This window comes from Gottfriedia sp. OAE603 (assembly GCF_040543965.1).
Classification (GTDB): domain Bacteria; phylum Bacillota; class Bacilli; order Bacillales; family Bacillaceae_G; genus Gottfriedia; species Gottfriedia solisilvae.
Genome location: NZ_JBEUNN010000001.1, coordinates 1,462,969 through 1,475,725 on the forward strand (window position 1 = coordinate 1,462,969; position 12,757 = coordinate 1,475,725).

15 protein-coding genes are annotated in these 12,757 nt (G+C 33.6%); all 15 read left to right on the plus strand.

All coding sequences use genetic code 11. The features are described from left to right. Positions 1-453 (plus strand): flagellar biosynthesis protein FlhF, encoded by a 453-nt coding sequence (locus ABID96_RS07290; protein ID WP_377897040.1) that lies wholly within the window; start codon positions 1-3, stop codon positions 451-453. Continuing rightward, entirely contained in the window at positions 450-1,304 is an 855-nt protein-coding gene (locus tag ABID96_RS07295; RefSeq protein ID WP_192601437.1) for a MinD/ParA family protein, read from the plus strand. The genes ABID96_RS07290 and ABID96_RS07295 overlap by 4 nt, the downstream gene beginning before the upstream one ends. Before the next feature lie 8 nt (positions 1,305-1,312). After that, entirely contained in the window at positions 1,313-2,443 is a 1,131-nt protein-coding gene (locus ABID96_RS07300; RefSeq protein WP_192601438.1) for a protein-glutamate methylesterase/protein-glutamine glutaminase, read from the plus strand. Positions 2,444-2,458: 15 nt separating this feature from the next. Beyond that, complete coding sequence (locus tag ABID96_RS07305; RefSeq protein WP_192601439.1) at positions 2,459-4,477, plus strand: chemotaxis protein CheW; 2,019 nt, start codon at positions 2,459-2,461, stop codon at positions 4,475-4,477. Between the two features lie 18 nt (positions 4,478-4,495). Beyond that, the gene (locus ABID96_RS07310; protein ID WP_483300685.1) at positions 4,496-4,960 is read left to right on the plus strand and encodes a chemotaxis protein CheW; all 465 of its coding nucleotides are present in this window, start codon (positions 4,496-4,498) and stop codon (positions 4,958-4,960) included. Further along, on the plus strand, positions 4,960-5,601 hold the full coding sequence (locus tag ABID96_RS07315; protein WP_192601440.1) for a chemotaxis protein CheC: 642 nt from the start codon (positions 4,960-4,962) through the stop codon (positions 5,599-5,601). Before ABID96_RS07310 ends, ABID96_RS07315 begins: the two co-directional genes overlap by 1 nt. Next, a complete protein-coding gene (locus ABID96_RS07320; RefSeq protein ID WP_192601441.1) occupies positions 5,594-6,091 on the plus strand; it encodes a chemotaxis protein CheD in 498 nt (165 codons plus the stop codon). Before ABID96_RS07315 ends, ABID96_RS07320 begins: the two co-directional genes overlap by 8 nt. A gap of 22 nt (positions 6,092-6,113) precedes the next feature. Beyond that, positions 6,114-6,881, plus strand: coding sequence for a FliA/WhiG family RNA polymerase sigma factor (locus ABID96_RS07325; RefSeq protein WP_192601442.1), 768 nt, complete (start codon positions 6,114-6,116; stop codon positions 6,879-6,881). Positions 6,882-7,156: 275 nt separating this feature from the next. Next, the gene (locus tag ABID96_RS07330; protein WP_192601443.1) at positions 7,157-7,723 is read left to right on the plus strand and encodes a hypothetical protein; all 567 of its coding nucleotides are present in this window, start codon (positions 7,157-7,159) and stop codon (positions 7,721-7,723) included. Positions 7,724-7,881: 158 nt separating this feature from the next. Further along, positions 7,882-8,580: a 30S ribosomal protein S2 gene (gene rpsB, locus ABID96_RS07335; protein WP_056470859.1), complete on the plus strand. Its 699-nt coding sequence runs from the start codon at positions 7,882-7,884 to the stop codon at positions 8,578-8,580. 125 nt (positions 8,581-8,705) lie between these two features. Next, positions 8,706-9,590: a translation elongation factor Ts gene (gene tsf, locus ABID96_RS07340; protein ID WP_192601444.1), complete on the plus strand. Its 885-nt coding sequence runs from the start codon at positions 8,706-8,708 to the stop codon at positions 9,588-9,590. 92 nt (positions 9,591-9,682) lie between these two features. Beyond that, positions 9,683-10,405 (plus strand): UMP kinase, encoded by a 723-nt coding sequence (gene pyrH / locus ABID96_RS07345; protein WP_087998518.1) that lies wholly within the window; start codon positions 9,683-9,685, stop codon positions 10,403-10,405. 2 nt (positions 10,406-10,407) lie between these two features. Beyond that, the gene (frr, locus tag ABID96_RS07350; protein WP_192601445.1) at positions 10,408-10,965 is read left to right on the plus strand and encodes a ribosome recycling factor; all 558 of its coding nucleotides are present in this window, start codon (positions 10,408-10,410) and stop codon (positions 10,963-10,965) included. A gap of 193 nt (positions 10,966-11,158) precedes the next feature. Continuing rightward, a complete protein-coding gene (locus tag ABID96_RS07355; protein WP_087998617.1) occupies positions 11,159-11,938 on the plus strand; it encodes an undecaprenyl pyrophosphate synthase in 780 nt (259 codons plus the stop codon). Between the two features lie 17 nt (positions 11,939-11,955). Beyond that, positions 11,956-12,744: a phosphatidate cytidylyltransferase gene (locus ABID96_RS07360; RefSeq protein WP_192601446.1), complete on the plus strand. Its 789-nt coding sequence runs from the start codon at positions 11,956-11,958 to the stop codon at positions 12,742-12,744. The last annotated feature ends 13 nt before the right edge of the window (positions 12,745-12,757 follow it).

The following is a 12,757-nucleotide window of genomic DNA, read 5'->3' on the forward strand; positions in this document are numbered from 1 at the left end:
ATAGATCAATTAAAAACATATGCAACAATCCTTGGTGTGCCAATTGAGGTTTGTTATAACTTAGAAGATTTTAAGAATGCAAAAGACAAATTTGAACAATATGATCTGGTGTTAATCGATACTTCAGGACGAAATTTCCGTGATGAGAAATACGTTACGGAATTGAAGGAAATAATCGATTTTAATGAATTAGAAACGTATCTAGTACTTGCATTAACATCAAAGTACAAAGATATGAAAAAGATTTATGAACAATTTCACTCGGTTCCGATTAATAAAGTAATTTTTTCCAAAGTTGACGAAACAGAATCATACGGTTCGATGTTAAACTTTATGGTCGAAAAACAAGTTGGGGTGGCTTACTTAACAAATGGTCAAAATGTTCCAGACGATATTATGGAAGGAAGCCCTAATAAAATTTATTCGATTCTTGCAAAGGAAATTCAGTTATGAGTGACCAAGCGACTATTTTAAGGGAAAAATTACAATTTGCAAATCAACCAAAAAGTAAAGTAATTGGTATTGTTAGTGGAAAAGGCGGGGTTGGAAAATCAAATTTCAGCTTAAATTTTGCCATTTCATTATGTCAAAAAAGTAAAAAGGTATTATTACTAGATTTTGATGTTGGAATGGGTAATATTGATGTCCTATTAGGAACCGTGACTAATTTATCAATTATTGACATTTTTAATAAAAATTTGACGATTCGTGATATTATGAATATAGGGCCAGATGGGTTGAAATATATATCTGGAGGTTCGGGATTATCAAACATTTTTTCATTAAGTGAAAGTAAACTTACACATCTATTTAATGAGTTAGATACTGCAATTGAAGAGTTTGATTATATCATTTTTGATATGGGTGCAGGAGTGAGTGAACAAACAATAAAGTTACTTTCTGCAATGCATGAAATCTTTGTCATTACAACACCTGAACCTACTGCGATTATGGACGCTTACGCAATGATTAAACATCTAGTATTAAATCAAGTGCGAGCTAAATTATCCATTGTGGTTAATAGAATAAGTTCTCAGAAAGAAGGAGAATCTGTTCATTTTAGATTAGAACAAGCAATCAAACATTTTATGAATGTTGAGGTAAATCTATTAGGGATGATTTTTGATGATCCAAGTGTAAGAAAAGCGGTTATTTCACAAAAACCATTTATTCTACATTCACCATCAAGTCAACCATCAAAAAATATAGAATTTATTAGCAAAAAATACGTAAACGAGGATTTTAATGAACAACCGTCACATTCCTTTATACATCGTATGAAGTCTCTATTTTTAAAAAGGTAGTGGTTTAATTGAAGAAAATCAATGTTCTTGTCGTCGATGATTCGGCTTTCATGAGAAAGATGATCGGAAATATATTATCATCTGATGAAGGCATTCATGTAATTGGTACAGCAAAAACTGGGAAAGAAGCAATCGAAAAAGTCATTCAATTAAAGCCTGATGTAGTAACACTTGATATTGAGATGCCTGTCATGAATGGTTTAGATGCATTAAAAGTCATCATGAAAGAATGTCCAGTGCCAGTCATTATGTTATCAAGCTTAACGCAAGAAGGTGCAACAAGTTCATTTATCGCTTTAGATAACGGAGCAATTGACTTTGTTCCAAAGCCATCTGGTGCCATATCATTAGATATTGAGACGGTTTCGGAACAAATTATTAAAAAGGTGAAAATGGCTGTAACGGTTAACTTGAAAAAATTACAGTTACCGAAACAAACACCAAAACTACCTATTCGAAAAAATAGTAAAATTCCAGCTGTAGTTAAAGAGACAAAAATACCAGTCAACAATGAAAATAAGGTAGAAATTGCCAAACCAACAAATGCAAATGTGATCACCAATCTAAGTAATAGAGTTGTATGCATTGGTACGTCTACAGGGGGGCCACGAGCACTCCAGGAAGTTTTAACAAAGATACCTAACGAATTCCAACCACCGATTTTTATCGTGCAGCATATGCCAGGGGGTTTTACAAACTCCTTGGCAATTCGATTGGACAAGCTCTCTGCTATTCATGTGAAAGAAGCTGAAAATGGTGAAAGAGTAGCAAATGGAACAGCTTATATTGCCCCTGGTGGGTTTCATATGAAAGTGCTCCAAAAAAATAATGAATTATTAATAGAACTATCTGAGGAACCACCTAAAAATGGTCATCGGCCTTCAGTTGACGTATTGTTTGAATCAATTAGTAGTTTAAAAAACTATGAAATTACTTCAGCAATCTTAACCGGTATGGGAGCAGATGGTGCTAAAGGTATGAAGTTAATAAAACAGCAATGTAAAGGCACAACAATCGCAGAATCAGAAGAAACATCGGTTGTTTTTGGGATGCCAAAAGCAGCAGCAATATTAAATGTAGTAGATGAAGTAGTACCTATTCAACTAGTAGCTGACACCATAATTAAACATTCCAAATAATAAGGGAGTAAGACTATGGAACTGAATCAATATTTAGATTTATTTATAGATGAAAGCAGAGAACATTTACAGAATATTAATGAGAATTTATTAGAACTTGAAAAAGAACCTACTAATTTAGCAATTGTAAATGAAATCTTTAGAAGTGCACATACTTTAAAGGGTATGTCCGCAACGATGGGATATGAAGATTTAGCAAATTTAACTCATCAAATGGAAAATGTTTTAGATGCCATTCGAAATAATAAAATCTCTGTAAGTTCATCTATATTAGATGTGGTATTTCAATCAATTGATGATTTAGAAGCAATGGTTGAATCGATTAGTACAGGTGGAGACGGTAAAAGAGATGTAAAAGAAATCGTGCTTAAGTTAGCAGCAATCGAAAAAGGCACAGAATTTGTAGAAGAAACAAATGAAGTGAAAAATGAATCTGATGAATTGACTCTTAGGTACGATGAATATGACTATACAGTTATAGAGCAATCAATGGATCAAGGATTTAATGTATTTGAAATAAAAATAGAATTAACAGCATCATGTATTTTAAAAGCAGCTCGATCATTTATGGTTTTCGAATCATTAGAACAAAATGGAGAAATTCTAAAAAGTAATCCCTCAGTTGATAAATTAGAAACTGAGCAATTTGATGCCGTTTTTTATGTTACATTTATTACAAAAATCGATAAATCAGAAGTAAAAAACGTAATAATGAAAATTTCTGAGATTCATAATGTTGAGATTACTAGCTTTGATCTTAGCCGTATTAAACAAGAAAATGAACAAAAAGAAGTAATGAACGAAATTGCTGCGGCTGAAAAAGAAGTTGCTGTAACTGTTGCTCCAGAAAATGAGCAAAAAAATAAAGCAATGGCTCAAAGTAATAGTAAAACAATTCGTGTAAATATCGAACGCTTAGATATTCTAATGAATTTATTTGAAGAACTTGTCATTGACCGTGGAAGACTCGAGCAAATCTCTAGAGATTTAAGTCATGGTGAGCTACAAGAAACAGTAGAAAGAATGACACGTGTATCTAGTGATTTACAGAGCATTATCTTAAATATGCGAATGGTACCAATCGATACAGTATTTAACCGATTCCCACGAATGGTTAGACAATTATCAAAAGATTTAAATAAGAAAATCGATTTACAAATTATCGGTGCTGAAACAGAGCTTGATCGCACGGTAATTGATGAAATTGGCGACCCATTAGTTCATTTAATTAGAAATGCGCTTGATCATGGAATTGAAAAACCTGAGGTTCGTGTTTCAAAAGGTAAACCTGAAACTGGTACTGTTGTGCTGAAGGCTTTCCATAGTGGAAACCATGTCTTTATCGAAGTTAAAGAAGATGGAGCTGGAATTAGCCGCGAGAAAGTACTAGAGAAGGCAATTAAAAATAAAATTGTTACTGAACAACAAGCTTCTACATTAACAGATAAACAAGTTTTCGAATTGATCTTTGCATCAGGTTTCTCTACTGCTGAAGTATTATCTGATATTTCAGGTCGCGGAGTAGGCTTAGATGTAGTAAAAAGTAAAATTGAATCATTAGGTGGCACAGTATCAGTTGATTCTATTTTAGGACACGGCACTACATTCTCAGTTCAATTACCTTTAACACTTTCAATTATTTCAGTTATGTTAGTTGAGCTTCAAAAAGAGAAGTACGCAATCCCATTATCTTCAATCATTGAAACAGCGTTTATTAAAAAGACAGATATCATGAGTGCACACAATCAAAAAGTAATCGATTTCCGTGGGAAAGTCGTACCACTGTTGTTTTTAAATGATTTATTTAATGTACCATTTGAATCTGAAAATAACACAGATGGAATTTCAGTTGTCATTGTAAGAAAAGGTGACAAACTTGCTGGTTTAGTAGTTGATTCATTTATCGGACAACAAGAAATTGTTCTAAAATCTTTAGGAAATTATTTAACAAATGTTTTCGCAATTTCAGGAGCAACTATATTAGGTGACGGTCAAGTAGCATTAATTTTAGATTGTAATGCATTAATTAAATAACTGTTAGGAGATAAACGTATGATGTCTCAAGTAGAAAAAGTAATCGTGTTTGATTTAAATAATGAGGAATACGGTATACCGGTTAAAAACGTAAAATCGATTGAAAAAATTCAATTCATTACGCGTGTTCCAAAAGTTAACAATTTTGTTAAAGGTGTTATCAACTTACGAGGAGTAGTTACACCGATCATTGATTTACGTCTTCGATTTAATTTAGAAGAAAAAGAATATAATGAGCGCACGCGTATCATTATTGTAACCTTTGAAGATAAAGAAGTAGGATTTATCGTAGATTCTGCTAATGATGTAATTGATATTCCAAATGATTGTGTTGAAAGTGCACCTGAAGTAGTTGGTGAGCAAGAACATGATTATATTGAAGGAATTGCAAAATTAGATAAAAGACTTCTTATTATTCTAGATTTAGAAAAGGTTTTAGATGTAAATGATGATGCAGAAATGAACGTTGTTGAGGTTAAATAATGTCCTTTCAAGAACAGATTAAATCCCTGCAACTAGACATTTTAAAAGAAATAGGAAATATCGGAGCAGGGCACGCTGCTACTGCTCTGTCAAGCCTATTAAATACGAAGATTGATATGAGTGTACCAAATGTTAAGATTATGCCGTTTAACGATATGATGGAACTTGTTGGTGGAGCTGAAAATGTAGTTGCTTCTGTCTACTTCCGCATAGAAGGTGAAGCACCTGGAAGTATGTACTTTGTAACAAGCCTTGAACAAGCTTCAAATATCATTAAACAATTAACGCACGACCCTGAATTTCAAATAGAAGATCTTGAACAAAACCCAATAGCGGCATCTGTATTACAAGAAGTTGGAAATATATTAATAGGTTCATATTTATCCTCTTTTTCAGATTTTACTAAATTAAATATTTATCCTACTGTACCTGCACTTGCAATCGATATGTTTGGAGCAATTATTTCATACGGTTTAATTGAAATAGGACAGGTTAGTGACGATGCAATCGTCATCGATACGATTTTCTTTTCCGATGAAGATAAGGAAAATGAGGAATTAAATGGACATTTCTTCTTACTTCCTGATCCTGATAGTTTTGAAATAATTTTCAATTCGCTAGGTTTAGGTTCCAATGAGTAATCTTGTTCAAATTACCAAAATTGGTATCGCAGAAATGGGAATTGTTAAGGGATCTCAAGTGATCAGAACATCTGGGTTAGGTTCGTGTGTAGGTGTAGTCATATATGATGAGGAAAGACAGATAGGTGGTATGGTGCATGTCATGCTACCTGATTCAAGCCTAGCAAAGGAAGGTCAACTGAATAAGGCCAAGTTTGCTGATACGGCAATTAAAGAATTAGTAGATCACATAGTTTTTAATGGTGGTAGAAGAGCTAATTTAAAAGCTAAACTAGCTGGTGGATCACAAATGTTTCAATTCAGTTCATCCAATGAAATGATGAGGATAGGTCCCAGAAACGTAGAAGCAGTATTACAACAATTAGAAAAACTTCAAATTCGAGTGCTGGGTTCAGATGTAGGAGGCAATAAAGGCCGAACGATTGAATTTTCACCAGAAAACTCACTATTGAACATAAGAATTGTAAATCAAGGTGTTATCATAATTTAGTAAGTAGCTGAGGTGAAAGACTGTGTCGCAAATCCTGAAAAATGATTCACATAGTTATTGGAAAAAGTGGATAGAAGATCGCGATATTCATGCTGGTGATGCTCTAATTCGGATCTATATGCCATTAGTTCATTTTCAAGTAAATAGAATATCTCAAAGTTTGCCTTCGAATGTTAATAGAGATGACTTACGAAGCTTTGCAATGATGGGATTATATGACGCTTTAGAAAAGTTTGACCCAAATAGGGATTTAAAGTTTGAAACATATGCTTCTATTAGAATTAGAGGTAATATTATGGACGGTCTTCGAAAAGAAGATTGGCTACCTCGTACTACTAGAGATAAAGCAAAGAAAATTGATTATGCAATTGAAACATTGGAGCAGTCTCTACAACGTAAGGCAACTCCTGAAGAAATTGCTGAATACACAGGTTACTCTTCGAACGAAGTTGTAAATGTCGTTAACGATGTGTTTTTCTCGAATATGTTATCTGTTGATGAGCAGATTAAAGATGATGGAGATGGACAAGTTAATTTCATCCAAACTTTAAGAGATAATGGCACCTTAAATCCAGAAGAAGAATTACTAAAAGCTGAGCAAATTAAACAGTTGGCTGCTACGATTGTAACTGAATTAAATGAAAAAGAACAATTAGTGATCAGTTTATTTTATCATGATGAATTAACATTTACTGAAATCGGTACAGTGTTAAAATTGTCTACATCTAGAGTCTCACAAATACATGCAAAAGCAATTTTTAAACTTAGAGATTTTTTAAGTAAAAACTAGTTCAAACATTTGTCTTATATTTAGGCTGTTTTCCGATCAATTGTTGATATGTAAGAATACGTTAGTTGATTACAACACAAGGATGCCCCATTTTTTCGTGGGGAGTGAGCTGAGCCTTCTTGCGGGCGTGCGGGGTTCTTTAACCTTCTTCGCATTTCCTGCAGGAGATTAGCACCTTCCGTTGTAATCAACTTTTGTCTTTGCCGTATCAGATTCTAATCGCAACAAGCTGTTAGAAAAAAGCTAAAATTTAACGATCTTGGGAAGTGAATTGATTGACTGTACTAATTATCTTTTGTTTTATATTATTTTTATTATTATGTGTTTGGAATGTGTATTTAACAATGCAATTATCTAAATACAAAGAAATTGAAACTTCTTTATTTCATATTAAACAGGAAACAGAAGATGTACTCTATTCATTTATTGAAGAATGGAAAGAGGAAAATGAACAATTTTTGAATAAATTAAGCGATAATTCCAATAATAATAAGCAGGTCGAAAAAGCTCCACCAATTAATAGAAACGAATCTTTCGTTTCTAAAAAACCAAATCTAGTTAAGAGATTTGATTTTGTAGAAAAACAAACAGAAATAGATTATAAAGATCTACTATTAAATGATAGTGATCAAAACAATATTTCTGAGCGAATACAAAATCGTGAAAAACCAGTAGCAGAAAGCGTTAAACCTACTGAAAAACTAGCAATAGAAAGGCCTTCAAATAGCTTGTTAGATGAAATCATTTCTATGAAAAATGATGGACTAACTACGGATGAAATTGCGAAAAAGCTGGATAAAGGTAAAACAGAAATAGAATTAATGTTGAAACTTCGACAATAATTTTTCTATATCACTTGATAAAACAATCTAGCTATGCTATAGTAGTCCATGGTGTTATTACACACGCTTGCCGATTTTCTTATTGGTGCTACCCAGTTTGGGAGTGATAGGAGAAGACGACGTGAGCGGAGGAAAAAGAACCATTAGGAGGAAATAAAATGTCAGTAATTTCTATGAAGCAATTATTAGAAGCTGGTGTTCACTTCGGTCACCAAACTCGCCGTTGGAACCCAAAAATGAAACGTTACATCTTCACTGAGCGTAACGGTATCTACATCATCGACCTACAAAAAACAGTTAAAAAGGTTGAAGAGTGTTACAACGTAATGAAAGGTATCGCTGCTGAAGGTGGAAACATCCTTTTCGTTGGTACTAAAAAACAAGCTCAAGAAGCTATCAAAGATGAGGCAATCCGTTCTGGAATGTACTTCATTAACCAACGTTGGTTAGGTGGAACTTTAACAAACTTCCAAACAATCCAAAAACGTGTTAAGCGTTTAAAAGATATCGAAAGAATGCAAGAAGATGGTACTTTCGAAGTATTACCTAAAAAAGAAGTTATCCAACTTAAAAAAGAATTAGAACGTCTTGAAAAGTTCTTAGGCGGAATCAAAGACATGAAGCAACTTCCAGATGCATTATTCGTTGTTGATCCTCGTAAAGAGCGTATCGCAGTTGCTGAAGCACGTAAGTTAAACATTCCAATCATCGGTATTGTTGATACTAACTGTGATCCAGATGAAATCGATCACGTTATCCCAGCAAACGACGATGCTATTAGAGCTGTAAAACTTCTTACATCAAAAATGGCAGATGCGATTCTTGAAGCGAAACAAGGCGAAGAAACAACTGCTTAATGAAGTTAAAGGTGATAAGAGGGTTTAGCCTTTTATCACCTTTTTTTAAGGTTTAATTCTAAAAAAGAATGTTTACCTTTTTAAACTATTGAATAAAATAAGCTTACATATAGGAGATGAATAATATGGCAATCACTGCACAAATGGTAAAAGAATTACGTGAAAAAACTGGCGCTGGTATGATGGATTGTAAAAAAGCGTTAACTGAAACAGACGGAAATATGGATCAAGCGATTGACTACCTTCGCGAAAAAGGTATCGCAAAAGCTGCTAAGAAAAACGATCGTATCGCTGCTGAAGGTTTAACTTTCGTTGAAGTTTCTGGAAATGATGCTGTTCTTTTAGAAGTAAACTCTGAAACAGATTTCGTTGCTAAAAACGAAGGTTTCAAAGAATTAGGTGCTGCTTTAGCAAAACACATCGTTACAAATAAACCTGCAACTGTTGAAGAAGCTTTAGCTCAAACAATGGCTGATGGTGAAACAGTAGAAACTTTCATCAACCACTCAATCGCTAAAATCGGAGAAAAAATCTCTTTACGTCGTTTTGCATTAGTTTCAAAAACAGATGCAGATGCATTCGGTGCTTACTTACACAGTGGCGGACGTATTGGTGTTCTTACATTAGTTGAAGGAACTACTAAAGAAGAAGTAGCAAAAGACGTTTCAATGCACGTTGCTGCAATCAACCCAAAATACATCTCTCGTGATGCTGTATCTCAAGAAGAAGTTGAGCATGAGCGCAACATCTTAACTCAACAAGCATTAAACGAAGGAAAACCTGAAAATATTGTTGCTAAAATGGTTGAAGGCCGTATTGGTAAATATTTTGAAGAGATCTGCTTATTAGATCAATCATTCGTTAAAAACCCAGACGTAAAAGTAGGCCAATTCGTTAAAGCTGCTGGCGGAACTGTTAAATCATTCGTTCGCTTTGAAGTTGGAGAAGGCTTAGAAAAACGTGAAGATAACTTTGCTGAAGAAGTAATGAATCAAGTAAAAGGTAACTAATAAGTTACTTTGAATGAAAATAGGGGACACTTAGTGTTCCCTATTTTTTAAAGCAAGAGAATACATAGGTATGTACGTAAATGGAGGGAATTATGAGTAGAGCAAAGTATAATCGCGTTGTATTAAAACTTAGTGGTGAAGCATTAGCTGGTGGACAAGGATTTGGTATAAATCCTGCAGTAATTAAATCGATTGCAGAACAAGTAAAAGAAATAGCTGAACTTGATGTAGAAGTAGCAGTTGTAGTTGGTGCAGGAAATATTTGGCGTGGTAAAACAGGTAGTGAGATGGGAATGGACAGAGCGACAGCAGATTATATGGGTATGTTAGGTACTGTAATGAACTCATTAGCACTTCAAGATAGCCTTGAAACATTAGGTGTACAGTCTCGTGTACAATCATCAATTGAAATGCGTCAAGTTGCAGAACCATACATCCGTCGTAAAGCAATTCGTCATTTAGAAAAGAAACGTGTAGTGATTTTCGCTGCTGGTACAGGAAATCCTTACTTCTCTACTGATACAACAGCTGCATTACGTGCTGCTGAAATCGAAGCGGACGTTATTTTAATGGCTAAAAATAATGTAGATGGTGTATACACTGCTGATCCTTCAATTGATAAAACTGCAGTTAAATATGAAACACTTACATACTTAGATGTATTAAAAGAAGGTTTAGGCGTAATGGACTCAACAGCTTCTTCATTATGCATGGACAATGATATTCCACTAATTGTCTTCTCAATTATGGAAGAAGGTAATATTAAACGTGCCGTACTAGGCGAAAATATTGGAACAATTGTAAAGGGGAAATAACTATGTCAAATCAAATCATTTCTTTAGCAAAAGAAAAAATGACAAAAGCAGTTTCTGCGTTTTCAAGAGAATTAGCTACAGTTCGCGCAGGACGTGCAAATCCAGCTATATTAGATCGTGTAACAGTTGAATATTACGGTGCACCGACACCACTTAACCAAATGGCTAACATTTCAGTACCAGAGGCAAGATTACTATTAATTACGCCTTACGATAAAACAGTAATCAACGATATGGATAAAGCAATCCAAAAAGCTGATTTAGGTTTAAATCCATCAAATGATGGTACAGTTATTCGTATTACTTTCCCACCATTAACTGAAGAACGTCGTCGTGATTTAGTTAAGGTAGTAAAAAAATCAGCAGAAGATGCAAAAGTTGCAGTTCGTAACGTTCGTCGTGATGCAAATGATGATCTGAAAAAAGCTGAAAAGAATGGCGATATTACTGAGGATGAATTACGTGGCCTTGTAGAAGATATTCAAAAGCAAACTGATTCTCATATCGAAAAAATTGATGCAATTACGAAAGATAAAGAAAAAGAGATTATGGAAGTTTAATACTTCTGTATTGAAGGTATATCAAACTTTAGCGCTTAGAATTGTTACAAAAATTTTCGAATATTAGTATTTAAAATTTTCGTTTATATCATATAATTAATTAACTAAGCGCTTTTGAGTAAAAAGACCCTCTGTTTAAGGGGGTTTTTTTACTCAATAATGTAATTTGATGTACTTAAACGGAGGATTAAAAATGTTTAAATTATTTTCTTTCTTGAAAAGAAATAAGCAAGAGATAAATGTCCCTCCAAATTCGCAATTAATTGGGGAAGATGGAGTCATACCGGAGCATGTTGCCATCATTATGGATGGTAATGGAAGATGGGCACAAAAAAGGAATTTACCTAGAATTAAAGGCCATTATGAAGGCATGAAAGTCGTTCGAACAATTGCAAGAACTGCTAGCAAACTAGGCGTGAAAACACTAACGCTTTACGCATTTTCAACAGAAAATTGGAAAAGACCAAAAACAGAAGTTGAATTTCTAATGAAATTACCACAAGAGTTTTTAGGTACATTTTTACCTGAACTAATTGAAGAGAATGTTCAAGTTAGATTAACAGGGAATAGAGAACAACTTCCGAGTTACACTTTAGATGCAGTATTAAAAGCTGTAGATGATACGAAGAATAATACTGGAATGATTTTAAATTTTGCATTGAACTATGGATCAAGAGATGAAATTATTACAGCGGTTAAAAAGATTTCTTCAGATGTTTTGGATAATAAAATAAATAAAGAAGAAATTAATGATGAGTTATTCGGTAAGTATTTAATGACGAATGATTTAAAAGATCCAGATTTATTAATTCGTACAAGTGGTGAATTAAGAATAAGTAACTTTATGTTATGGCAAATTGCTTATTCGGAATTATACTTTACGAATGTATTATGGCCAGATTTTACAGAAGAAAGCTTTATTGATGCGATAAAGGAATATCAAAATAGAGCACGAAGATATGGTGGTATTTAAGAAAGCGGTGAACGAAATTGAAGCAGCGTATACTTACAGGAGTTATAGCTGGAGCACTTTTTTTAGGATTAGTAATACTTGGTGATTGGCCTTTTGGACTATTAGTATTTGCGCTAGGTACGATTGGATACTATGAACTAATTAGAATGAAAAAGTTAAATCTATTTAGTGCACAATCTGTACTTGGGTTACTTTTAACATGGGTAGCAATTACACCGAAACAAGTGTCAGATTCGATTTTACCAGTTCAAATAGGGAAAACCGAAGTGGCAATTGTACTAATCCTATTACTTTTATCATATACGGTGATTACAAAGAATACATTTACTTTTGAAGATGCTTCTTTCATCGTACTAAGTAGTTTTTACGTAGGGTTTGGATTTCACTTTATGTATGAATTAAGAAACATGGGTATTGAAGACTTCTTTTTCCCATTATTTGTAATCTGGGCAACAGACTCAGGTGCATATTTTATTGGGAAATCAATGGGGAAATCTAAGTTATGGCCAGATATTAGTCCAAACAAAACAATTGAAGGATCTATAGGCGGGATATTATGTGCCGTTGTAGTTGCGATAATTTTGTCGAATGTGTTAACTTTAGATTATTCAATGCTATATTTAATTTTAGTTTCAATTTTAGTATCAATTTTTGGACAATTAGGTGACCTTGTACAATCTGCATATAAAAGATATTACGGGGTAAAAGATTCAGGGAAACTACTTCCTGGCCACGGTGGAATTTTAGATAGATTCGACAGCATTATCTTTACATTACCTATTGTCTATTTACTATTTGTAATTTAGCATTAGTTTTTTG